Here is a 23,905-nt window from a genome sequence, read left to right as displayed (position 1 = left end):
TGACGAAGCCCAGCTCAGACGAGCTGGGCTTTGTGCATTGTGTTTGCCGGGTGGCTACGCGCCTGCCTTCGGCAAACCCCCCGCCCTGTCGTCGCTACCCGCAGCCAGACCCTGGCCAACGCGCGGCTTATGCGCCGCCTCCCCATCGGGTCTTTGGCCTCCTTGCCAGACTCTTCGGCAAACGTGTGTCATTGACCCCCTCCCGGCTAACCGAGCAGTCTAGTCTGGCGATTTCCAAATTCAGGCAAACAGCGCGCAGGTTGCTAAAAAGTCGGCGATCTCGCAGGCTCCATGGCTGTGGGAGGAGGCAGTGTCGCTGTTTTGGGTGGCAGTCCCCAGGATGGGTGAGGCTGTGGGAAAAGCTAAACGGGGAGCGAAAGGGGAGGGATGATCAAGCCGCTGGCGGAGTGAAAAAGCAGAAAGCCGGCAGGTGCGCCTGCCGGCGGAATGGCTTATTGACGCGGTTTGCAGGTTTTGAGGCCGAAAGGCAGGTAGGCTGGGCACCAGCGAATCAGCCCGGTAGCGAGCGGCACGACACCGATCCAGCCCCAGGCGGGCAACAGGCCGGCGAGCGTGGCGCCGATGAGGGCGAGGCCGATGGCGATGCGCAGGATGCGGTCGATACCGCCGACATTCGGGGACATGGCAGGACTCCTTTTTGGGTTGACATGTTCATGCTAGAGCGGACCTTACCTGCCGTCTGTGACTACATCACACAGCGTGCTTGTCGGCCAACTGGCGCAAGGCAGGCTCATCTTGCAGGCGGATCTGGCCACGGGCCAGGCTGATCCAGCCCCGACGCTCAAACTCTTTCAGTTGCCGGCTGATCACTTCGCGGGCGCTGCCCAACTCCACGGCCAGTTCCTGATGGGTGATGGCGAGCACGCCGTCCTGTTTGGGTAGCGTCAGCAAGCTGCCAGCCAGGCGCTGATCGATACGGCCAAAGCTGACTTCTTCGATCAGCAACAGCAGGTCGGCAATGCGTTCGCCATAGGTGCTGAAGACGAAATCGCGGAAGCCGGCGGACTCAGCCAATAGCTGGCGGAAGGCCGGCACTGGCAGGCCCATGGCGTGAACCGGCGTTTCTGTCACGCCCTCGGCGTTATAGGCGCGGCCGCTCATCAGGCAGGCGGTGGTAACGATGCAGGTGTCGCCGCTTTCCACTCGGTAAAGGGTAATTTCCCTACCGTTCTCCGCCAGCTTTTGCACCCTTAGCCGTCCTTCCAGCAGGAAGAGGTAGAGCTGACAGGGACTGCCTTCGTGAAAAACAGTGATGCCGGCGGGCAGGTCGACGGGCTGACTTGCCGCCTGTAGTGCTTGTCGACTGGTCGCATCCAGGGCGGCAAGCGCGGGGAAGGCGAGAGTCCAGTCGCTCATGTCGCAGCCTTGTTGGCGGGCAGCGCGCCACGAGCGGCCAGTTCCCGATAAATGCGCAGCGCCACCCAGGCATCGTTGCCGGCATAGGCCTGTTGCGCCGGAGAGAGCGGTAGGCGCGACCAGTTGGTAGTGGAGAGCTTCTTGGATTTATGGAACTGTTGGCCGAAGAGCCTTGCCACCGCTTGTACCGCGCCAACGGTGATGCGCGGCGCGTCCGAGCGGATCAGATGACCCAGATCGATGATGCCCTGGCACTCGATGCCGAGCCGGCTTTTCAGGCGGGCGCGATCCGATACCAGATCAAAGCCCACCAGCTGACAAGCCGGGTCGGCGAGCAGTTGTCGCACGGCCTCTGGCAGCTGACCGTCGCGGATGGGAAACAGCCAGGCATGCGCATCGGTGGCCAGCTGCAACAGGTGAGGGCCGTCAGACTCTTCACCCTTGTGGAAAGTGGGGCGGGACTCGGTGTCGAAGCCGAGAATGCCGGCGCCTTGCAAGATCGGTAGCGCCGCCGCGAGGCTGTCTTCACTGTCCACCAGCGTAACGTCATCCGGTGTCAGCGCGGCAAACAGGGGCATGGACTTGATTTCTTCTTTGGGTATCTGGCGGGTAAGGCTCATGGGGCGGGGCGCTGACGATGAAACGGCCATGATACGACAGGCGGGCGGCCTTGCCATCCTTGGAGCCGCGAGTAAAAGCCGGCCCTTCGTCGGCTTCCTTGTCTTGCAACGTGCATTGTCTGCGCCGGCGTGCCCGGGTTCGGGGCCTTTGCGAGGTGTTGTTAGCCGCTTTCAGTGCTGCCGGCGCTCTTCCGGCAGCCCCGGCAACTGTTCCGCCAGATGGTCCACCAGCATGCGCACTTTGGGCGAGAGCTGGCGATTGTGCGGAAACACCGCCCAGATGCCTTCGTCCGGCTCGCGGTAAGCCGCCAGCAGCTCCACAAGATTGCCGTCGCGCAGGTGGCGCGCCACGTAGTAGTCCGGCAGCTGGACGATGCCCTGGCCTTGTAGCGCAGCCTCGGTCAGTGCATGGCCGCTGTTGCAACGCAGATTGCCGCGCACACGCAACAGGCGTCGCCGGCCTTGCTCCTGCAGATGCCAGACATCGTTGGTGCCCAGCAGGCAGTTGTGTTGCTCCAGTTCCGACAGGCTATTGGGTTGGCCGTGGCGCGAAAGATAGGCCGGCGCGGCGCAGACATGCTGGCGGCGGCTGGCCAGCTTGCGCGCCATCAGGCTGGAGTCACTCAGATGGCCGAGACGAATGGCCAGATCGTAGCCTTCGTGCACCAGATCCAGTACCTGATTGGTGAGATTGAGCTGGATGTCCAGTGAGGGATGGCGTTGCAGGAAAGACAGCACCAGCGGGGCAATGTGGCTTTCGCCATAGGCCACCGGCGCGGTGAGTTTGAGCTTGCCCTGCGGCACCGCCAGATGGCGCGACATGGCCCGTTCCGCTTCGGCCAACCCTTCCAGCAACTGGCGGCAGTGTTGCAGATAGAGCTTGCCGCTGTCGGTCAGGGTGACGTGGCGGGTGGTGCGGTAAAGCAGTTGCACGTGCAGGCGCGATTCCAGCCTGCTGACTTGCCGGCTGACGTGGGCGACGGACTGATCCAGCGCTTGGGCGGCACGGGTAAAGCTGCCGTGCTCTGCAACGCTGACGAACTCGTTGATGCCTTGCCAATCCGTCATTATTTCCTCACAGAAAAAATCATTTACCAAATGACAGGATTATCAACAATTTTGTCGGCAATACAATGAGCCTCTTCCCCATACCTGCAGCAGGAGACTCAGATGAGTGACGTCATTACTTGCCGGGCCGCCGTGGCCTGGGCCGCCGGCCAGCCCTTGAGCATTGAAGAAATCCAGGTGGCGCCGCCCAAGGCGGGCGAGGTGCGCGTGCGCATGGTGGCCACCGGGGTGTGTCACACGGACGCTTTCACCCTGTCGGGCGATGATCCGGAAGGCGTGTTCCCCTGCATTCTCGGTCATGAAGGCGGCGGCATCGTCGAATCGGTGGGCGAAGGCGTTACCAGCGTGGCGGTGGGCGATCATGTGATTCCGCTCTACACGCCGGAGTGCGGCGAGTGCAAGTTCTGTCAATCCGGCAAGACCAACCTATGCCAGAAAATCCGCGCCACCCAGGGCAAGGGCCTGATGCCGGACGGCACCACGCGCTTCTCCAAGGATGGCCAGCCCATCTACCACTACATGGGTACCTCTACCTTCTCCGAGTACACCGTGCTGCCGGAAATCTCGCTGGCCAAGGTGAACAAGGCCGCGCCGCTGGAGGAGGTGTGTCTACTGGGTTGCGGCGTCACCACCGGCATGGGCGCGGTGATGAACACCGCCAAGGTGAAGGCCGGCGACAGCGTGGCCATTTTCGGCTTGGGCGGCATCGGTTTGTCCGCCATCATCGGCGCGCGCATGGCCGGCGCATCGCGCATCATCGGCATCGACATCAATGAAGGCAAGTTTGAGCTGGCGCGCAAATTGGGTGCGACGGATTGCATCAATCCGCAGCATTTCGACAAGCCGATCCAGGAAGTGATTGTGGACATGACCGATGGCGGGGTGGACTTTTCCTTTGAGTGCATCGGCAACGTCAAAGTCATGCGCGCGGCGCTGGAGTGCTGCCACAAGGGCTGGGGAGAATCGGTGATCATCGGCGTGGCCGGCGCGGGACAGGAAATTGCCACCCGGCCTTTCCAGCTGGTTACCGGGCGCGTGTGGCGAGGCTCCGCCTTTGGCGGCGTGCGCGGCCGCAGCGAGCTGCCGGACTATGTGGAGCGCTACTTGAAAGGCGAATTCCGTCTGGACGATTTCATCACCCACACCATGCCGCTGGAAGAGGTGAACCAGGCGTTCGACCTGATGCATGAGGGCAAGAGCATCCGCTCGGTGGTGCATTATCCGCGCTGATGCCGGCCTTGGCCCCGCCTGCGCGGGGCCGTTTCCATCCGCTTGAGGGCGCGCCCTTCGGCCAACATGATCGGACCCATGCCGATGAATCTGGACAATATCAGCAGCAACAAATCCTTTGGCGGCTGGCACAAACAATATCAGCACGATTCCGCCGTGCTGGGCTGCCGCATGCGCTTTGCCATCTACCTGCCGCCACAGGCTGCGGCCGGCCCGGTACCGGTGCTGTACTGGCTGTCCGGCCTGACCTGCAGCGATGAAAACTTCATGCAGAAGGCGGGCGCGCAGCGCATGGCGGCAGAGCTGGGGCTGGCGCTGGTGGCGCCGGACACCAGCCCGCGCGGCGAAGGCGTGGCCGACGACGCGGCTTACGACCTGGGCCAAGGCGCGGGCTTCTATCTCAACGCCGCCCAGCCGCCGTGGAATCGGCATTACCGCATGTTCGACTACGTGACGGACGAGTTGCCGGCGCTGATCGACAGTCATTTTCCGGTGAGTCAGCGACGCAGCGTGGCCGGACACAGCATGGGCGGACACGGCGCTTTGCTGTGCGCGCTGAAACGGCCGGACCGTTACCGCTCGGTGTCGGCCTTTGCGCCTATCGCCAATCCGGTGGCTGCGCCCTGGGGGCAGAAAGCCTTCTCCGCCTATCTGGGCGAAGAGCGCGGCGTCTGGGCAGAATGGGACGCCAGCCTGTTGATGAGTGAAGCGCGGCAAACGTTGCCGGCGCTGGTGGATGTGGGGCTGGCGGATGGTTTCCTCGCCGAGCAACTCAAGCCGGAAGCACTGGAGCGCGCGGCCGCGCAGAGCGGTTATCCGCTCACCTTGCGCCGCCATGAGGGTTACGACCACAGCTATTACTTCATCGCCAGCTTGATCGACGAACATTTGCGCTTTCATGCGCGCTACCTGCTGGATTGAGTCGGGTCCGGACGAGCCCGGCGATGCCGGTTTTGGCATGGGAAAACGCCGTTCACCCGCAGGAGTGAACGGCGTTGTCGCATGGGCACCGCGCATTGCAAGTGCCTCCGTGCTGTCGGGAAGGGCTGGCAGACTCAGGCCTGCTGCGCGATGGTTTGCGGCGCCGGGTAGAGCCGGTTGCCCAGCAGGAAACCCGCCAGGCTGGCGGCCAGGCCGAAGTAAATGGGCTGATTGGCGTCCAGTCCGTACACCACCATGCTGGCGATGGCCGCGCCGCAGCCCAGCAGCATGCTGGCGATCGCGCCGGCGGTACTGGCGCGCGGCAGGAACATCGCCCCCAGCAGCGGCACCAGCATGCCCGCCACCAGCAGGTTGTAAGCCAGCGTCAGTGCGCTGATGACATCGCTCACCAGCATGGCGATGCCCAGCACGGCAAGGCCGGTGGCAAAGGCGGTGAGCCGGTCCAGCCACAGGCTGTCGCGTTTGCCGAACAAGTCTTCCGTCAGCGTGGTGGAGGCCGCCAGCAGCGCGGCGCTGGCGGTGGACATCATAGCGGCCAACGCGGCGGCGATGACCAGCCCGCGCACGCCGGCCGGCAGTTCTTCCTTGACGATGGCGGCGAAGGCGTTGCCCGGGTTGTCCAGATCCGGCAGCAATACGCGCGCCGCCATGCCGATACAGGCGCACACCAAGCCATAGGCAATGCAATACAGGCCGGCTAGGCTGCCGGCGCGGCGCGCTACCTTCTCATCGCGGGCGGTGAATACCCGCTGCCAGATGTCCTGACCGATGAGGATGCCGAAGAAGTAGATCACGAAGTAAGTGATGATGGTGTCCACGCCGATATGGGTGACGTCAAAGAAAGCCGGCGGCAATTTGGCGGTGAGCGCATCCCAGCCGCCGGCCTTGTAGAGGCACAAGGGCAGCAGCACCAGCATCAGGCCGAAGGTCTTGATCAGGAATTGCACGATGTCGGTCAGTGTCAGCGACCACATGCCGCCGATGGCGGAGTACACCACCACCACACCGCCGCCCACCACCACCGCCAGCCAGAATGGCAGCTCGAACAGCACCTGCATCACCGTGGCGATGGCCAGTACCGAGGTGACGCACAACATCACCGCATACATCAACATCACCAGCGCGCTGGTGCGGCGCGCCAGCCGGTTGTAACGGCGCTCCAGCACTTGCGTCACGGTGAATACCTTGAGTTTGAGCAGCGGCTTGGCCAGCACCAGGTTGAGCACCAGAATGCCGCAGCCCAGCGCGGCGCACAGCCAGAAACCGGAGATGCCGTACTGGTAGCCCAGTTTGACCGTGCCCACGGTGGAAGCGCCGCCCAGCACGGTGGCGGCCATGGTGCCCATGTAAAAACCAGGGCCGAGATTGCGGCCGGCCACCAGAAAGGCTTCGCGGCTGTCGGCGCGGCGCATGCCCAGCCAGCCCAGCCACAGCATGCCCGCGATGTAGATAAATACCACCAGTACGTCCAGCGTCATGGTTTTCTCCTGATAAGTAGACCTTTGCAGCACAAAGGGTGGTTATGACAAGGGCCGCTCTGCGGCGGCCTGAAGCCGGCCAAGGTTTGGCGCTGCGGCCAAACCTTGGTAGCGCTCCTGAGCCTGGGCGCGCCGACGCAGGCAGCGCATGAAGCACGGCAAGCCGGCGCAACGCAGGATCAGGAGAAACGGGTTTTAACGGGTGATAACGCCTGGCAGCGCGCACAGCATTTCAAATAGCAGATTGGCGCCCAGCAGCGCCGTGTTGCCGCTGGTGTCGTAGGGCGGGGACACCTCGACCAGATCCGCGCCCACCAGATTCAGCCCGCGACAGCCGCGCACGACTTCCAGCGCCTGCGGCGCGGTGAGGCCGGCCACTTCCGGCGTGCCGGTGCCGGGGGCAAAAGCCGGGTCGATGCCGTCGATGTCGAAGCTCAGGTACACCGGGCCATCGCCCATCTGTTCGCGCACTTCCGCCATCAGGGCTTGCAGCGAGCGGTGCCAGCAGGCTTCCGCCGGCACCACGCGAAAGCCCTGTTGGCGCGACCAGTCGAAGTCTTCCGCCGCATAACCGCTGCCGCGCAGGCCGATCTGCACCACGCGGCCCGTGGCCAGCAGGCCTTCTTCCTGGGCGCGGCGGAAAGTGGTGCCGTGGGCGATCTTCTCGCCGAACATCTCGTCGTTAATGTCGGCATGGGCGTCGACATGAATCAACCCCACCGGGCCGTGTTTGGCGGCGATGGCGCGCAGGATGGGCAGGGTGACGGTGTGGTCGCCGCCAATGCCCAGCGGAATCACATCGTGGCGCAGGATGTCGCGATAGGCCGTTTCGATGCGGGCCACGCTGTCGGCAAGGTTGTAGGGGTTGGTGGCAATGTCGCCCAGGTCCGCCACTTGCAGGGTGTCGAACGGCGCCGCGCCGGTGCCCATGTTGTAGGGGCGCAGCAGCACGGATTCGTTGCGGATTTCACGCGGGCCGAAACGGGTGCCGCTGCGATTGGAGGTGCCGATGTCCAGCGGCAGGCCGACAAAGGCCGCGTCCAGACCGGCGGCGCTGTCGGCAGCCGGCAGGCGCATCATGGTGGCGATGCCGCCGAAGCGCGGCATGGCGTTGCCGCCCAGCGGCTGATTCAAGGTGTGGTGGGACATGGTGGTTCCTGGCTGAGAATGGGTAGTCGGCATGAGCCAACCAAGCTGAGACCCGCTAAGCAACCCTCCCTGCTTCCGCGTGGCGCTTCCTTGCCGAACTCTCCTGTACTGCCTGCGTCGGCGCGCCTGGGCCCGGGGTGGCTGCGCGGTTTTATCAGCGGCTCTTAGTCTAGGCAGCGCGCACATTGAGAAAAATCACCGTGTTCCACTGTTTACATTCATCCATCTGAATGTAATAAATACCCTTTCTTAATTGCGCCGGGCGACCATCGTCATGCTCAACACCTTGTCTGATCTGGATCTGCGCCTCATCCGCGTCTTCATGGCGGTGGTCGAAGCCGGTGGCGTGTCGGCTGCGCAAGCGTCGCTCAATGTCAGTCAGTCCACCATCAGCAACCAGCTGGCCGCGCTGGAAACCCGACTGGGTTACCGGCTATGCGAGCGGGGGCGCGCCGGTTTTGCGCTGACGGCGCGCGGCGAGCGTTTTCTGGCGGCGTGTCGCGAGCTGCTGGATGCTGTGGAGGGTTTCTGCGCCGGCTCGCGCCGTCTGGAAAACAAACTGGTGGGGCAGTTGCGCGTGGGCGTGGTGGGGCATACCACCTTGCGCGGCAGCGAGCGGCTGTCCGACGCCATACGCCGTTTTCGCCAGCGGAATGAAGAGGTGGAGCTGATCATCACCATGCTGCCGCCCGGCATGCTGGAAGAGGCGTTGATCAATGGCCAACTGCACTTGGGCATCGGCTACTTCTGGCACCGTTCGGCCAACCTGGATTACCGGCTGCTATTGCGGGAACGGCAGCTGGCCTATTGCGCGGCAGGCCATCCACTGTTTGCCGAAGCCGGCGCGGTGGGCTTGGCGGCGGCGGAACGCTACGACTGGGCCTGGCGCACCTATCCGCTGCCGGCCATCGGGCTGCCTTATGAACGCTGGCGGGTGACGGCGCGCGCCGACAATATGGAAGCCATGGCGGCGCTGGTGCTGTCAGGCTGCCATCTGGGCTTTTTGCCGGAGCACTTTGCCCGGCCTTTGGCAGCGGAGGGTCTGTTGCGCCCGCTCAACGAGGCCTTGTTGTGCTATCAGCCGGAAATCCACCTGGTAACGCGCAAGGGCGCGGCGGGCAGGGATAGCATCGCTGCCTTCATTGATGATCTGACCGCTGCCCATGCGGGGGCGGCGGCGCAGGACTGAAGGCGGAAGCGATCAGGGCGCGAGGCGGCTGCGCAGCCACTGGCCGTTGTCGGCCAGCGTGTAGAGCACGCGGTCGTGCAAGCGGCTGGGGCGGCCTTGCCAGAACTCCACGCGATCGGGAATCACCGCGTATCCGCCCCAGTGCGGCGGACGCGGCACGCTGACCGGGTGCTTGACGCCGAACATGGCGGCGCGGGTCACCAGTACGGCTTTGGAGGAGATTTCCGTGCTTTGTTCACTGGCCCAGGCCCCCAGGCGGCTGGTGTAGGGGCGACTGGCGAAGTAGGCGTCCGAGGCCTCCGCCGCCACCTGCGCCACCCGGCCTTCCACCCGCACCTGGCGCTCCAGCTCCGGCCAGAAGAAAGTCACGGCGGCGTAGGGGTGCTCGCCCAGTTGCCGGCCCTTGCGGCTGAGATAGTTGGTGTAGAACAGCAACTGCCCTTCCTCCACCCCTTTGAGCAGGACGATGCGCGAACTGGGGCGGCCATCCGGGCCCACCGTGGCCACGTTCATGGCGGTGGGTTCGTTGACTTTGGCGGCGATGGCCTCGTTGAGCCATACCTCGAACTGTGCCACGGCGTCGGGCAGGCAGTCGTCGGGCGAGAGTTCTTTCTGGGAATATTCCTGACGGATATCAGCGAGATTAAGCGACATGATCGGCCTCCTGTAGACCGTCATGGTACTGGCAATCGCCCCTCGCGACGAGCGCGTCGCCGGGGGTGGACTGTGGCAAGCGGCGCAGTTGCGCCATCTCGGAGAAGGACGATAGGCGCAACTTAGGCTAAAATACCCCGTTCGCCCTGCGGCCTTAACCCTTCTTTCTCTGCCATGCATCTGGTTGCCTTTGGTCTCAATCATCAAACCGCGCCCTTGTCGGTGCGGGAGAAACTCGCCTTTCCGGCAGAGATCTTGCCCAAGGCGCTGGAAAGCCTGGTGTCTTCGCATGCCGCGCAGGAAGCCGCCATCGTTTCCACCTGCAACCGCACAGAAATCTACTGCAACAGCAATAATCCGGAGCAGGCGCTCAAGTGGTTGTCGCAGTTTCATGGTCTGCCGGTGGACGAGCTGCGCCCTTATCTTTACCAGCTGGACGCCACCAGCGCGGCGCGCCACGCCTTCCGCGTTGCTTCCGGCCTGGACTCCATGGTGCTGGGCGAGACGCAGATTCTCGGCCAGCTGAAGGACGCGGTGCGCGCCGCCGAGCAGGTGGGCACGCTGGGCTCCTTGCTCAACGGCTTGTTCCAGCGCACGTTCGCGGTGGCCAAGGAAGTGCGCAGCAGCACGGCGGTGGGTGCCAGTTCGGTGTCGATGTCCGCTGCGGCGGTGAAGCTGGCCGAACAGATTTTCCCCACCATTGGCGAGCTGAACGTGCTCTTCATCGGCGCGGGGGAGATGATCGAACTGGTGGCCACCCATTTCGCCGCCCGGCAACCTTCCTGTATCACCATCGCCAACCGCACGCTGGAGCGGGGGCAAAAGCTGGCGGAACAGTTTGGCGGCAACGCCATCACCCTGTCCGAGCTGCCCGACGCGCTGCCGCGTTACGATGTGGTGGTGACCTCCACTGCCAGTCAGTTGCCCATCGTCGGCAAAGGGCTGGTGGAACGCGCCATCAAGGCGCGTCGTCATCGCCCCATCTTCATGCTGGACCTGGCGGTGCCGCGCGATATCGAAGTGGAAGTCAGCGCGCTGGACGATGTGTTCCTCTATACCGTGGACGACATCGCCAGCATTGTGGAAGTGGGTCGCGAGGCGCGGCAGGAAGCGGCTGAAGAAGCGGAGTCCATCATCCAGAGCCGCGTGACCGAATTCACCGACTGGCTGAAAAAGCGCGAAACCGTGCCGCTGATCCGGGCGCTGCGCGACGAGGGCGACCGCGTGCGTCGCCATGCGCTGGAAGCCGCCATGAAGCAGCTGGCCAAGGGCGAAGCGCCGGAAAAGGTGCTGGAATCCCTGTCGCAACAGCTCACCAACAAACTCATGCACCCGCCCACCCAGGCCCTGTCCTCGGCGCGCGGGCCTGAACACGACGCGGTGGTGGATCTCATCTCCCGTCTGTACCGCTTACATCCGGAGTCGTAATGAAACCGTCGATTGCGACGAAACTGTCGCAGTTGGCCGATCGTCTGGAGGAGGTGACACACCTGCTTGCCAGCGAGGCGGCCACTGCCGACATGGACCAGTTCCGCAAGCTTACCCGCGAACACGCCGAGCTGACCCCGGTGGTGGAAACCTTCACCGCCTATCGCCAGTGCGAGGCCGACATCGCCACCGCCGAAGAAATGCTGTCCGATCCGGACATGAAGGAGTTCGCCCAGCTGGAAATCAACGCCGGCCGCGAGCGCCTTGACGCGCTGGACACCGAGCTGCAAAAGCTGTTGCTGCCCAAGGACCCCAACGACGAGAAGAACATCTTCCTCGAAGTGCGCGCCGGCACCGGCGGCGACGAAGCGGCGTTGTTCGCCGCCGACTTGCTGCGCATGTACACCCGCTACGCGGAACGCAATCGCTGGCAGGTGGAAATCGTCTCCGCCAGCGAGTCCGATCTGGGCGGCTACAAGGAGGTGATTGTCCGGCTGGTGGGACAGGGCGCTTACTCCCGCCTCAAGTTTGAATCCGGCGGTCACCGCGTGCAGCGCGTGCCGGCCACTGAAACCCAGGGCCGCATCCATACCTCCGCCTGCACGGTGGCGGTGATGGCCGAAGCGGACGAAGTGGCTGAAGTGGTGCTCAACCCGGCCGATCTGCGCATCGATACGTTCCGAGCCAGCGGCGCGGGCGGTCAGCACATCAACAAGACCGACTCTGCGGTGCGCATCACCCACTTGCCCACCGGCATCGTGGCCGAGTGCCAGGACGGCCGCTCGCAGCACGCCAACAAGGCCAGCGCCATGCAGGTGCTGGCGGCGCGCATCTACGATATCCAGCTGCGCGAGAAGAACCAGAAGGAAGCGGCTGAGCGCAAGAGCCTGATCGGTTCGGGCGACCGCTCCGAGCGCATCCGTACCTACAACTACCCGCAAGGCCGCATCACCGACCATCGCATCAACCTGACGCTGTACAAGCTGGATCAAGTGATGGACGGCGATCTGCAGGAACTGACCGACGCGCTGGTGGCGGAGCAGCAAGCGGAACTGCTGGCGGCGATGGGCGACTGAATACTGAATGAGGTTTGCCGAAGGCGGCGGCTCGGGGTACACTGCCGCTGCAGAAAAAGCCGGGCGCTTGCCCGGCGTTTTTCTCCGAATCTTGAGGCCACGAAAGTGGCCTTTTTTCTTGCCTGTCGATTTGCGGCGGCGCGAGTGGGCACACGCAAGCGGCACGAATAAAAAATCGGCCGGGCCCCAGAGGTAAGGACCGGCCGTTCCCAATTGTGGAGATGGAAGGACAATCGTTGCGGCGCTGTCGCGCCTGCTCGCCGTCCGCTTCCTGCAACAGGCGCGGCGTCGGAGCGTGAGAGGGTATCATCCATGCGCGCAGGGCATTGCTGGGAAAATCAGGCGAAAAACGCCGTTTCAGCGGAAGAAAATGCCATTTGGCGTTAACAAGCCATGATGGCTTGATTTACAAGGATGTTTGCCCAAGGATAACCAGTCACTGAAAAGCTGACAAAGCAGTTATAATCATGTCAGCCATGAATAAAGAGCATACGCCATGAAACTGCCTCCCTTGAACGCCCTGCGCGTGTTCGTCGCCGCCGCCGAACACCTGTCGTTTACCCGTGCCGCCACGGCCCTGCACCTTACCCAGGGCGCGGTCAGCCGCCATGTGCAGACGCTGGAGGAGTTTTACGGCACGCCGCTGTTTATCCGTCAGGCGCGCGGCCTGGCCCTGACCGCCGAGGGCGAAGCGCTGGAAAAGCCGGCCCGCGAAGCCTTTCAGTTGCTACACGAGGCCAGCGAAGTGCTGCGCCTGCGCCAGAGCGGCTTGCGCGTGCGCATTCCGCCCACCCCCGCCATGCGCTGGATTCTGCCCAATCTGCCGGATTTCCAGAGCCGGCACCCGGAATACACCCTGCATCTGATCACGCAGCTGATACACGACAAGCCGTTCAATCGCGCCGAGTACGATCTGGCCATCATCGGCATGGCGCGCCCGGATGTGTCGCCCGACCTGCGCGTGGAATGTATCAGCCGGGAAAAACTGGTGCCGGTATGTTCGCCGGCGCTGATGGCGGGCGAGCACCCCTTGCGTACGCCGCAGGACTTGCAGCACCACACCCTGTTGCACCCCTGGCGCGATCAGGATGTATGGGAACGCTGGCTCAAGCTGGCGGGCGTCAGTGGCATCAATCCGGAAAGCGGCGTTACCTTCGACGCGCTGGAATACGCGCTGCATGCCGCCGCCGCCGGCATGGGCGTCACCCTGGCCCAGGTGTCCATGGTGACGGACGACCTGCAGCGCGGCCGGCTGGTGATTCCTTTCGATACCGTGCTGGAAACCGAGTGGGCCTACTACCTGATGTACTCCCACGAAATGGCCGAGCTGCCCAAGATTCGCGCTTTCCGCGACTGGCTGGTGCAAACCGTGGCGCGCAGCGAAGCGGTCAGCCACAACTTCTGAGCGCCCCGGCCCGTTCTGTTCTCTCCCGCCTGTGCTACCATGCGGCCAACCTTGGCAAGGTTGGCCGAAGACCGCGTCGCGCTTCGCTGACCTGACGACCGCAGGCGGCGCCCGATGGCTTTTGCGCCGCGGCCATCGCCGCCTGTTTCTTGATTCCGCGCCTCAGGAAGTGATCCATGTTGTCATTTGCCCACTTCAATGTCCCGACCCTGCTCAATACCCTGCTCTGCCTGACCGTGGCCTTCATCTGCGGCTCGCTGATCGGTTTCGAACGCCAGTTCCGCCAACGTACCGCCGGCTTGCGCACCAATGCGCTGGTGGCGGTGGCTGCCGCCATTTTCGTGGACATGGCCGGTCAGTTGTCCGGCCCGGACGGCGCGGTGCGGGTGGTGGCCTATGTGGTGTCCGGCGTGGGTTTTCTGGGGGCGGGCACCATCATGAAAGACGGGATGAACGTGCGCGGGCTGAATACCGCGGCCACCCTGTGGGGCTCGGCGGCGGTGGGGGCCTGCGCTGGCGCGGGGCTCTTGTCGCAAGCCGTGCTGGCCACGGTTTTCGTGCTGGCGGCCAACACCCTGCTGCGCCCTATCGTCAATGCGGTCAACCGCGCCCCGCTGGACGAAGCGGCCAGCGAACTGTCCTTCACCTTGTGCGTAGTGGCCGGCCGCGACAAGCAGAAAGCCGCCATGGAGCTGATCGACCAACTGCTGGAGCAAGGCCAGCATCCCATCAGCGAACTGGACGTGGAGCCTTTTGGCGAGGACGAGGTGGAGATCAAGGCGACGCTGACGGCCACATCGGTGGAGTCGGAAGAGCTGGACGCGGTGATCACCGCGCTGGTGGCCAAGCAGTGGATCAGCCAGGCCTACTGGAATACCGGCGTCAACGAGTAGGACCTGGGCACACAAGCCCCCCGCGCCTGCCTAGCGCTTCCTTGTCGCACTCCGGGCACCGCCTGCGGCGGCACGCCTTGGTTCAGGGCCTCTGCCAGGTTTTGTTGGCGGCCCTCACTGGGAGGGCCGCGGCATCTGCAGGGGAGTCGCAGGGCGGGTCCCGCGCAAGCTCATCCGATCAGTTTGTCAGCAGGCCGAGGGCGCAGACAGGGTCTGCGCCCTTTTGCTTGTGTTCTTCGTTCAGGCTTGGGCGGTTTCCTGCGCCTGTACCCAGTGTTTGAAATCGGCCAGACAGGCTTCCAGTAACGGCATCAGCTCAGCGGCTTTGCCTGCTTCGCCGGCCTTGCCGGCTTTTTCGATGGCTTCCGCCGCATTGCCGGTGGGGTTGGCGCCCACCATGCGGCTGGCTCCCTTCACACGGTGCGCCGCGCGGGCAATGGCTTCCGCGTCGCCGGCGGCGATGGCCTGACGCAGCGTGACCATGTCTTCGTCGTTGGCGGTGTCGAAGTCATGCAGGATCTCCAGCTCCACCGCGATATCGCCGTCGCTGTATACCTCCAGCACCGAACGATCCACCGGCAAGGCGTCGCCGGTTTGGGCTGCTGGGCTGATGTCGGTCATGCTTGTCTCCGGTTGTTCTCTGTCGGCCATGGTTTGCCGCCACTTTTCCAGCGTGGCGGACAAGGCGTTGATGGAGAGGGGTTTGGTAAGGAAATCGTCCATGCCGGCTTCGCGGGTCTTGTCCATTTCTTCCTGACCCGCGTTGGCGGTGCAGGCGATGATGGGCATGCGGCCGCGTTCGGGATGTTGCGCCTCATAGGAGCGGATGAGCCTGGCCAGCTGGTAACCATCGGTGCCGGGCATGTGGCAATCGGTCAGCAACAGGCTGTAGCTACCCTTTTGCCACAAGGCGAAAGCCTGTGCGCCGTCCTCGGCCCAGTCCACCGGGTAGCCCAGTTTTTCCAGCTGTTTGAGCGTGAGCTTGCGGTTGGTGGGGTTGTCTTCGGCAAACAGCAGCGACATGCCGTCAACCCTTTCCGGCTTGGGCGAGGTGGGGGTTTTGGCGAGGTTGCGACTGGTCTGCTCATGCTCGTGATCATCTTCCAGCTGTTCGTCGGGCACGATGGCCGCAGTCAGCTTCAGCGTGGCGACCGTGCCTTGGCCCGCTTGGCTTTCCAGTTTCACTTCGCCGCCCATCAGTTCCGCCAGTCGGCGGCAGATGGCAAGGCCCAGGCCGGTGCCGCCAAAGCGGCGGGTGGTGTTGGAGTCCGCCTGCGTGAAAGGCTGGAACAAGTGCGTCAGGTTCTCCGCGCTGATGCCGATGCCGGAGTCGCGCACGGCGAATTCCACCACTTGCTTGCCGCCGAACTCGTCCAGTACGCGTGCCGCCAGCGAGACATTGCCGCTGGCGGTGAATTTGACGGCGTTGCTGACGAAGTTGAGCAGGATCTGCCTCAAACGCAGCGGGTCCACCATCAGGCCGCGCGCGAGGGCGGCGTCGATATCCAGATTGAACAGCAGGCCTTTGCGCTGCACCGCTTCCATATACAGGCTGCGTACTTGTTCCAGCAGCGGCCAGACGGCGGTGGGCGCGGCCACCACTTCCAGCTTGCCGGCCTCGATCTTGGAGAAGTCCAGGATGTCATCGATCAGGCGCAACAGGGTGTTGGCCGAAGTCTGGATGGTGTGGACATGGTCTTTTTGTTCGTCGTCCAGCGGGGTCATGGACAACAGTTCCAGCATGCCGATGACGCCATTCATGGGCGTGCGGATTTCATGGCTCATGGTGGCGAGGAAGGCGCTCTTGGCCCGGTTGGCGTCATTGGCCTGGTCGCGCGCGGTGCGCAGCTCGAATTCGGCCAGCTTGCGCTCGGTGATGTCCAGGCAGGCCAGGATGTAGCCTTCGTCGGGTTGTTCGGGGAACAGCAGCATGCCTTCAAACAGCACCCAGATCGGCACGCCGGCGGCGTTGAGGCACTCCAGTTCGCACCGTACTTTTTGCGGGCTGTGCGGGAGTTGTTGCAGCTGGCTGGTCAGCTCATACCAGCTGGCGTCGGAAGCGATCAGCTCCATCAAATGCATGCCGGCCAGACTCTGGCTGTCGCTGCCGAACACCAGGCTGGCGGTGTGGTTGGCGCGCACGATTTGCAATTGATGGTTGAGGCGCAGCAAGCCGATTGGGGAGGCAGAGTAAATGGCCTCTTCTTCTTGCAGCACCGAGCGCAGCTGCGATTCGGAATCCAGCCGGCGGTCCTCTTCCTCGTAAAAGCCGAGGATGTTGGCGTACAAGCCGATCAAGGGCTGCATGCCCTTGTCCAGCAGGTGGAAATCCGGGTCCAGCAGGCAAACCAGCGCCAGGACGTCTTCATCCAGCGTGACAGGCATGGAAATCCAGGGTGGCATTTCCGCCAGCCGGTTCAGCAGCCATACCAGGGGACGGTGTTCGTGCACCACTTCGGACAGCGGCGGAAGGTTGGCGGGCCATTGACCGGCTTGCAGATTGATCTGATAACGATCGTCCGGAAACTGGTCGATTTTCAGCATGAAGCCGGCGCGCGCGCCTGAGTAACGCAGGAATTGGCGCAAGGTGCTTTCCAGCACTTCTTCGCGAGGACGATGGCTCAGCATCATGCTTTCCACCTGGGAGGTGGCGGAGAGCATGGACAGATTGTGCGCCAGCGATTGCTCCGCCATGCGGCGCTGGTGTTCATCGCGGATGATGAGCATGTACAGCGGATGTTCGGCGTGGGCCTGAAACTGGCTGAGCGTCATGTCCACGTAAAACGTTTCGCCATCGGCATGCAGCGCCATGCCGGGAATGTTCTGGCTGTCCAGTTGCTCGGTCAGCTGTATCGCGTCTTCCAGCGGCAGATCGAAGTGCAGTAGCTTGCGCGCCGGCAGCCCTAGGATGTCTTGCTGGTCAAGGCGGAACAGTCGTTGCGCCCCAAGGTTGGCCGAAACGATGTTGCCTGCTTCATCGATGGTGAGAATGGCCACGCCGGCACCGTCAAGCATGGCTTGCAGACGGTGCAGCGGCTTGAACACCAGGCCCACCATCAGGTAGAGCAGCGCCAGGCACAGGCCGATCAGCGACAGCCCGATCAGCGCATCCTGAAACAGTTTTCTCTCCGCCTTGCGCCGGGCATCGGTTGCCAGGGTCTCTACTCTTTCTTGTGTGAGTTTGAACGCTTCCAGCGTGGTGGCCTGCACCGAGGACAGCATGTCGTAGAGATCGGCCTGATCGAGGTCGGGCGGGGTTTGCGCGTCGATGCCCTGCAGCTGGTGTGCATTCAGCGCGACAAGCCGCCGGGTAAGGTCGTTCAGCTGGGACGCCAGATCGCTCAACTGCGCGTCGTCAATGCGCTTGGTGTCGACGAGCAATTTGGACAGCAGCAGATTGCCGCGCTCGGCGGCGGATTGCAGTTCGACCTCTTCCGAATCGCTCAGGCGAGCGTTGGTGTCGCTGCGCAGCACCAGCGCCAGCGCGGTGCCGCGCATGCTGTTGCTGATGCCCCAGATTTCCTGCAGGGCATCGCTGGCCGAATGCAGCGCGGAATCGCCGGGGTTGGTGAAGCTCAGTAGCCGCGCCTGCATGTCGCTGATGGCGTTTTGCAGGTGACGGGACGCCAGTTCCACTTGCTGGCCCAGATCCTCATCCGGCCCACGCATGTCGGCCAGGGCGTTGTCTGCGTCTTGCCGCAGGTTTTGATAGTTGGTGAACTGCAACTCAAGGTTGGCCAGCTCGCCCTTGGGGGCATCCGAGAAGTCGGCGTTGATGCTTTCCCTGGCCTGCCGCAACGCGTCATCGCCCCGCAGGCGCAGGCTGCGCAGGTTCTGGGTTTCATCCTGGGAAGGGCTGTGGCCGTTGTAAAGGATGGTGCGGGTCTGGATGGCTTCGTCGCGCAGCAGGCGGGCAGAATTGTAGAGCTGGTTACCGGCGCTGTTGACGCGCGACATCTGTTCCGCCTGGTGATAGCTTTCCAGCCCGGCCGCCATCATTTCCATAATCCAGCCCAATTGCAGCAAGCCCAGCAACAGCACGATAGCCATGACTGCCCGGCTGATGGAGCGGGTATGGCTGGGCATGCGGATGTTGAGCCAGCCGGCGGGCAGCGACGGTTTCACGGTCAGCTTTCAGCGGATTGGGGGCTGTCCGCGTCCGGCACGGGCTCGATGATCAGTTCGGTAACGCCATAACGGTCGCTGAAGTCTTTCAGCACGGCCAACTGGTTGGCGGAAATCACGGCGCCGCGCGGCAACAGCAGGTGGCCGGACTTGCTGCGCAAATCAGCCGCCAGCACCGAGTCGGCCCTGGCGCTCAGCAAGGTGACGGTTTCCTGTTGAGCGGCTTCTTCGCCTTGCTCGCGCATTTCAAACAGGCGGCGGAACACTTTGTGGTCGTAATCCGTGCCGGTGTCGACCTCGTAGTAGCGGAAAGGGTCGATGTCCGGTCGCGTTCTTTTCATGGCCAGGCCAATAGCCTTTTCCACGTCGACCGGTTTGGGCGGCTTGACGACAAAGCCGTCCACATTCAGCTTGAGAGCGACTTCGATATTGTTGCGGTCGGCATGGCCGGACAAAAAGATGAAGGGCAGATTGGACGGATTGGCTGTGTGCGCGCAGCGGATTTCTTTCAGCAGGTCCATGCCGTTCATCGGCTGCATTTCCACATCGCACAGCACCAGATCCACCTGGCGCATACCCAGGACGCGCATGGCGGTGCTGCCATCCGGGGCTTGTGAAATAAGATCAGCTTTCACTCCCATGGAGACCAAGGCCTGGCTGACCAGCGTGCGCACCAGGGATTGATCGTCCACGACCAGCACCTTCAGTTTTCCCAGTTCGATGGACATGTTTTCCCCTTGTTAACGATCAGGCCGAAGCTCCTTTGGCTTCGGTAGCGCTTGTTATATCGGCCATGATTGCCTGTTTTGAGAGCAGGGGCGCAATTTGCTCGCCCTGCAAGCTGATGTCGCCTACGCCTTCCAGCCAGGCCATGTCGGCTTCGTGATCAATGCCGGTGACAGTGAGGCGGGAGACGGGAATGCCGAGATTCAGCAGGAAGCCGAGCGGCGACGGGCCGCCAAGACCGGTGTCGGCCAGCAACCGCAGCGCCCTGCAGGAGAGGTGGACGCCGTCGAAGGGCAGGCGCAGCAGGTTGGCCAGTGTAAAGGCGCCTTCCTCCAGCTTGTGGGCCAGCAGGGGGAAACCGATGTATTTGAGCTTGGCGATGTTTTCAAAACCCACCGGCGAACGGCCTTCCTGCAAGCCATGACCGACCAGAAAGCCGAATTGCTGGTTGGGCAAACGCAGCTGCCGCAACTGCATGGCGAAGCGGTCGAAGAGATTTTCGCAGGCCAGTGCCTCGCTGCCGATTTCAAAGTAGAACCGTTTTCCCGCTCGGCTTTCCTCTGGGAGGGACGCTACCCAGTTGGCCACCCGTTCCAGCAAGGTTTCGGTGATCAGCGCAGGCAACTGCGGGTTATCGCTGAGCGATCGCAGTAGTTCGGGCGTCAGCGCCACGTGCTGCCCGCCATCCGGCAGTTGCAGGAAACGCAATTGATAACCCCGCGTTTGACGATTGGCGCGGTCGCGTACGGGCTGGAAGTGCAGGAGCGTGTTGGCGCTGTTCAAAGCATCCCAGAATTTGCCTTGATCCAGCCCCTGGAGGGCGGCGCGCTGCTCCATCTCGCTGAACACCTGATTGAGCTTGTCCAGAAAGGCATCCATGGAGTAAGGCTTGGTCAGGAAATGCACTGCCGGCAAGCCCTGGGCCCGCCCCATCGAGGCGATGACTTCCAAGATTTTGACATCGTAGCCGGAGACGATCAGCAATGAGGCGTTACAGCCCATTGCGGAGAGATTCTTGATGAAATCGATGCCGCTCATGCCCGGCATGCCGATGTCGGTAATGATGAGGTCGTAGCGGTGTTCGGCCACGCTGCGCAAGGCCTCGGCGGCGTCGCTGAATTCGTCGATATCGGTTGGGTAGCGACTGAAAAAACCGGTTTGCCGGGAGATCAGCTTGCGCAGGACAACCTGATCTTCCAGGATCAGCAGCTTCATTGGGGGGGTGGCCATGTTGTCTCCCGTCTTTGAATAAGGCCCCGTAATGATTTCGGTATAGCAGCGGGCTTTGGCGCGGGGCAAGGCTTGCCTAATAAAAGCGGGCCGGATTCCGGTTATATTTTAAAGAAACAATATCCGGCATGATCCATGACAAGGGAATCGGTTTTGCTTGCGGCCAACGAGTCGATATTCAGTCCTTGGCCGGTGGCGGCGGGTCCTGATCGGCTTGCGCCGGCGCGTCGTACCAGTGTTCGCGCGGCACCAGCACATTGTTTTCCGGCTGGGCGATGAAGTGCGGCGACATGATCTGAACGCCAAATTCGTTGAAGATGTCCTGTATGTGGCCGTGCAGCTCGCTGCGCACATCATGGGACAGCTGGCCCGGCAGGCCGCGCGCTTGCAATTCGTACTCCACGTAGAAGTCCTGCAAGGCCAGCATGCGCACCCGCATCGGCAAACGTTGGTCTATGAGCCGGGTGCGGCGGGCGGCCAGCTCCAGCATGGCCTTTACCTGCCGCCACGGCGTGTCGTAGCCGATGGTGACGGTAGTGGTGATCATCATGCCCACCCCGTCCTGGGTGCGGCTGAAATTTTCCACCTTGCCGCCCACCACCACGGCGTTGGGCACGGTGATTTCATGGTCGTTGCGGGTTTTGATCTTGGTGGACAGGGCGGACAGCTCGGTGACCACGCCTTCCACATCGCCCACGCGCACAAAATCGCCCGGTCGCATGGCGCGGGAATAAACCAGCACCAGGCCGCTCATGGCGTGGTTCATGATGCCGGCTGAACCCAGGGTGACGAGCAGGCCGAAGAAAACACTCATGCCCTTGAAGGCGTCGGTGTTGGCACCGGGCAGATAGGGATAGGCCACGGTGAGGGCGAACAGCCACAGCACGGTGCTGACTAGCCGCCGGGTGGCGCCGATGGTTTCCGCATGCATGCCCGGCAGGCTCAGCTGCCCTCTTTCCACCATGTCGAACAGCAGCTGCACGCAACGCCCCAGCAGGCGGGTAAGCAGAAAGATAATGGCGACCGTCAGCAGGCCGGGAACCGCGCCCAGCGCGCTGGCGCCCAGATCGCCGAACAGGCCGAACAGGAAACGGCCCAGCCGACGGCTGAAGGGCAAGGTATAGGGAAAGCGGGCCAGCAGCCAGGTCAGCCAGATATAGGTGGCAAATAGCCCTACCAGCAGGGCGGTGATATTGATGACGCCCCGCTCCAACATGCTGAGCAATTGTTGCAGCTCGGGCCGCCGCCGCAGCCATGCGGGTCCGAGCGCGGTGCGTTGCGTCAGTTTCTGCAGCGACAGCCCGCGGGCTTTCAGCACCAGCCACAGTATGGCGGCGAAGACCAGCGTACCCAGCAAGCCCAGCCCCGCGCCCAGCGACAGTGAGCTGGCGGAGTGTTGTTCGAGATACGCCAGGCGAAGATCGTCCAGCCGTTTTTGCACATTGGCGGCGGATTGTTGCAGGCTGAGTCCGTCGGCCGGGTCCAGATCGCCCGCCAGAATGTTGAACAGCGGCTTGCCGTTGACCGCCAGCCGGTAACCGGCACTGGCCCCGCCTCCGAAGGGGGTGGCGGTAACCGGTTTGGCGGCATCGCTTTCGTCTAGCACGGCCAGCCGCGCCCGGACGCGTTCTACGCGTTGTTGCGGGGTGAGTTCGCCTTCGCGGGCCAGAAACAGATATACCGGCGTGTTGCCGAGGGTGAGCGTGCGTTCCTGCTCCCAGGCATCGGGCGCAAGGCGCGGTTCGGCTGCGCGAGCGGGCGCGCACAGGACGAAGAACAAGCACAGCAGGCTGAGGCAGGCGCGCAGCAAACGAGCGGACGGCATGAGACGGCTCCGGGGAAATGTCACCATCATCATAGCGGAAGCGCCCGCCGTCGGCAGGGGGTCAGGTCAAGGCGGGCTGACGGCGGCGAATGCCGCTCAGACGACGCAACTGGCGCGCCAGCATCAGCGCCATGACCGCGCCCAGCAACAGATTTACCAGCGGCAGCGCCAGCCAGACGCCGTTGAGCCCCAGCGCTTGTGGCAGCAGCCACAACACAGGCAGCAGCAACAGGGTTTTGCCCACGGTGCCGAACAGCGCGCCGCGCGTATCGGCCATGGCTTGCAGCAGCACCACGCCCATGATGATCAGCCCGTCCAGCGGCATGGCCAGCAGGTGCAGCCGCAGCGCGGCGACGCCGGCCGCCAGCAGGACCGGGTTGTCGCTGGTGTAGACGGTGGCGATCAGCTCCGGCAGAGCCTGCACCAGCAGCCAGCTTAGCCCCCCCGTCAGCAAGGTGGCGCGAATGGCGTAGCGCAGGGTTTCCGCCACCCGGCGCGGTTCACCGGCGCCGGTGGCGTGGCTGATCAGCGGTTGTACGCCGATGGCCAGTCCATGCACCACCAGAATGAACAGCGATTCGGTATAACCGGCGATGGCATAGGCGGCTACCTGGGTTTCGTCGCCGTAACGCAGCAGTTGCAGGTTGTGGACGATGAGCAGCAAGGCCAGGTTGAGCTCCATCATGAAGCCGGACAAGCCCAGCTTGAGCACATCGGCCATACCGCGCGGCCAGCGCAAGAGATCGCTGGCGCTGAGGCGCAGGCGGGCATGACGCGAAGTGAGATATATCAGGCCTGCGGCGCTGACCAGACCTTCGGCCAACAGGGTGGCCACTGCGGCGCCGGCCAGCCCGAAGGGCCACACCACCACCAGGAGGTAGTCGAGCAGGATGTTCAGCACCGCGCCGGCGCTCAGCAAGGCAGTGGCCAGCCGCGGGCGGCCATCGTTGCGCAGCAGCGCCGCCGTCATAAATTGGCCCAGCACCAGCACCGCGCCGCCCAGCATCAGTGAGAGGTAGAGCCCGGCCTGCTGGCGCAAGGCCGGGCTGGCATCCAGCCGCAGCAGGCTCAGCAGCGGCTCGCGCCATAGCCAGCCCGCCAGCGGTATCAGCAGCCCGGCCAGCAGCGTCAGCCACAGGCCGGCGGCCAGTGCGTTTCTGGCTTCATCAGGCTTGCCCGCGCCTTGCGACAGGCTGACGCGGGTAGCCGCGCCCATGCTGAGCATGGCCCCTACCCCCAGGATGAACATCACAAGCGGGTAGGCCAGATTGATGGCGGCAAGACCGGTTTCGCCCACGTAACGGCCGACGAACATGCCGTCCACCAGGTAATAGACGCCCGTCACCAGCATGCCGGCGATGGACGGCGCCGCGTAACGCCAGAACAGGCGGCGTACGGGCAGGGTGTCCAGATCGCGCAGATCGGCAGTCATGACAGACGCTCCTTGATGAATGGAAGGTTGCGCCGGAGGGCAGGACGTCTTGCCGGCT

General features: G+C 63.4%; 19 protein-coding genes. 7 read left to right on the top strand and 12 right to left on the bottom strand.

Going from position 1 to position 23,905, the window contains the following annotated elements; genetic code table 11:
* Nucleotides 1-452 precede the first annotated feature (452 nt).
* The 4 genes from Q0P52_RS18605 to Q0P52_RS18590 all read right to left on the bottom strand — a co-directional run bounded on the left by Q0P52_RS18605 (nt 453) and on the right by Q0P52_RS18590 (nt 3,065).
* Nucleotides 453-644 carry a DUF2892 domain-containing protein gene (locus Q0P52_RS18605; RefSeq protein WP_293766084.1) on the bottom strand — a complete coding sequence of 64 codons (192 nt, stop codon included), beginning with the start codon at nt 642-644 and terminating at the stop codon, nt 453-455.
* 67 nt (nt 645-711) lie between these two features.
* The gene (locus Q0P52_RS18600) at nt 712-1,377 is read right to left on the bottom strand and encodes a Crp/Fnr family transcriptional regulator (RefSeq protein WP_293766085.1); all 666 of its coding nucleotides are present in this window, start codon (nt 1,375-1,377) and stop codon (nt 712-714) included.
* Nucleotides 1,374-1,997, bottom strand: coding sequence for a 3'-5' exonuclease (locus Q0P52_RS18595; protein ID WP_293766086.1), 624 nt, complete (start codon nt 1,995-1,997; stop codon nt 1,374-1,376). Before Q0P52_RS18595 ends, Q0P52_RS18600 begins: the two co-directional genes overlap by 4 nt.
* Nucleotides 1,998-2,168: 171 nt before the next feature.
* Complete coding sequence (locus Q0P52_RS18590) at nt 2,169-3,065, bottom strand: LysR substrate-binding domain-containing protein (RefSeq protein WP_293766087.1); 897 nt, start codon at nt 3,063-3,065, stop codon at nt 2,169-2,171.
* Between the two features lie 102 nt (nt 3,066-3,167).
* Between Q0P52_RS18590 and Q0P52_RS18585 the strand changes: the two genes are divergently transcribed.
* Both Q0P52_RS18585 and fghA read left to right on the top strand, forming a co-directional pair.
* The gene (locus Q0P52_RS18585; protein WP_366062726.1) at nt 3,168-4,295 is read left to right on the top strand and encodes an S-(hydroxymethyl)glutathione dehydrogenase/class III alcohol dehydrogenase; all 1,128 of its coding nucleotides are present in this window, start codon (nt 3,168-3,170) and stop codon (nt 4,293-4,295) included.
* Nucleotides 4,296-4,385: 90 nt separating this feature from the next.
* The gene (fghA, locus tag Q0P52_RS18580) at nt 4,386-5,216 is read left to right on the top strand and encodes an S-formylglutathione hydrolase (protein WP_293766123.1); all 831 of its coding nucleotides are present in this window, start codon (nt 4,386-4,388) and stop codon (nt 5,214-5,216) included.
* A 134-nt stretch (nt 5,217-5,350) separates the two neighbouring features.
* On the opposite strand, the gene Q0P52_RS18575 is transcribed toward fghA, so the two are convergent.
* Nucleotides 5,351-6,715, bottom strand: coding sequence for a sodium:solute symporter (locus tag Q0P52_RS18575; RefSeq protein WP_293766088.1), 1,365 nt, complete (start codon nt 6,713-6,715; stop codon nt 5,351-5,353).
* A 195-nt stretch (nt 6,716-6,910) separates the two neighbouring features.
* Complete coding sequence (gene speB, locus Q0P52_RS18570; RefSeq protein ID WP_293766089.1) at nt 6,911-7,864, bottom strand: agmatinase; 954 nt, start codon at nt 7,862-7,864, stop codon at nt 6,911-6,913.
* A 274-nt stretch (nt 7,865-8,138) separates the two neighbouring features.
* Here speB and Q0P52_RS18565 point away from each other — a divergent pair, with 274 nt between their 5' ends.
* Nucleotides 8,139-9,053 (top strand): LysR family transcriptional regulator, encoded by a 915-nt coding sequence (locus tag Q0P52_RS18565; RefSeq protein WP_293766090.1) that lies wholly within the window; start codon nt 8,139-8,141, stop codon nt 9,051-9,053.
* 12 nt (nt 9,054-9,065) lie between these two features.
* Here the strand turns inward: Q0P52_RS18565 and pdxH are convergent, their stop codons facing one another.
* Nucleotides 9,066-9,707, bottom strand: a complete 642-nt coding sequence (pdxH, locus tag Q0P52_RS18560; RefSeq protein ID WP_293766091.1) for a pyridoxamine 5'-phosphate oxidase — start codon at nt 9,705-9,707, stop codon at nt 9,066-9,068.
* Nucleotides 9,708-9,881: 174 nt separating this feature from the next.
* On the opposite strand from pdxH, the gene hemA reads away from it, so the two are divergent.
* The 4 genes from hemA to Q0P52_RS18540 all read left to right on the top strand — a co-directional run bounded on the left by hemA (nt 9,882) and on the right by Q0P52_RS18540 (nt 14,509).
* A complete protein-coding gene (gene hemA, locus Q0P52_RS18555; RefSeq protein ID WP_293766092.1) occupies nt 9,882-11,135 on the top strand; it encodes a glutamyl-tRNA reductase in 1,254 nt (417 codons plus the stop codon).
* Complete coding sequence (gene prfA / locus Q0P52_RS18550) at nt 11,135-12,211, top strand: peptide chain release factor 1 (protein WP_293766093.1); 1,077 nt, start codon at nt 11,135-11,137, stop codon at nt 12,209-12,211. The genes hemA and prfA overlap by 1 nt, the downstream gene beginning before the upstream one ends.
* A 496-nt stretch (nt 12,212-12,707) precedes the next feature.
* Nucleotides 12,708-13,616, top strand: a complete 909-nt coding sequence (gene gcvA, locus Q0P52_RS18545; RefSeq protein ID WP_293766094.1) for a transcriptional regulator GcvA — start codon at nt 12,708-12,710, stop codon at nt 13,614-13,616.
* A gap of 176 nt (nt 13,617-13,792) precedes the next feature.
* The gene (locus tag Q0P52_RS18540; RefSeq protein WP_293766095.1) at nt 13,793-14,509 is read left to right on the top strand and encodes an MgtC/SapB family protein; all 717 of its coding nucleotides are present in this window, start codon (nt 13,793-13,795) and stop codon (nt 14,507-14,509) included.
* 240 nt (nt 14,510-14,749) lie between these two features.
* On the opposite strand, the gene Q0P52_RS18535 is transcribed toward Q0P52_RS18540, so the two are convergent.
* From Q0P52_RS18535 to Q0P52_RS18515, 5 genes are all read right to left on the bottom strand, one after another.
* A complete protein-coding gene (locus Q0P52_RS18535; RefSeq protein ID WP_293766096.1) occupies nt 14,750-18,634 on the bottom strand; it encodes an ATP-binding protein in 3,885 nt (1,294 codons plus the stop codon).
* A gap of 2 nt (nt 18,635-18,636) precedes the next feature.
* A complete protein-coding gene (locus Q0P52_RS18530) occupies nt 18,637-19,362 on the bottom strand; it encodes a response regulator (protein WP_293766097.1) in 726 nt (241 codons plus the stop codon).
* A 19-nt stretch (nt 19,363-19,381) separates the two neighbouring features.
* Complete coding sequence (locus Q0P52_RS18525; RefSeq protein ID WP_293766098.1) at nt 19,382-20,590, bottom strand: response regulator; 1,209 nt, start codon at nt 20,588-20,590, stop codon at nt 19,382-19,384.
* Nucleotides 20,591-20,768: 178 nt separating this feature from the next.
* Entirely contained in the window at nt 20,769-22,415 is a 1,647-nt protein-coding gene (locus Q0P52_RS18520; RefSeq protein ID WP_293766099.1) for a mechanosensitive ion channel domain-containing protein, read from the bottom strand.
* Between the two features lie 61 nt (nt 22,416-22,476).
* Nucleotides 22,477-23,847 carry an MATE family efflux transporter gene (locus tag Q0P52_RS18515; RefSeq protein ID WP_293766100.1) on the bottom strand — a complete coding sequence of 457 codons (1,371 nt, stop codon included), beginning with the start codon at nt 23,845-23,847 and terminating at the stop codon, nt 22,477-22,479.
* Between the last annotated feature and the right edge of the window lie 58 nt (nt 23,848-23,905).

Origin of the sequence: uncultured Aquitalea sp., from assembly GCF_945957525.1 — a bacterium.
Lineage (GTDB): Bacteria > Pseudomonadota > Gammaproteobacteria > Burkholderiales > Chromobacteriaceae > Aquitalea.
The sequence above is the reverse complement of the archived record's forward strand: the minus strand, read 5'-3'. Positions and strand labels throughout refer to the sequence as shown.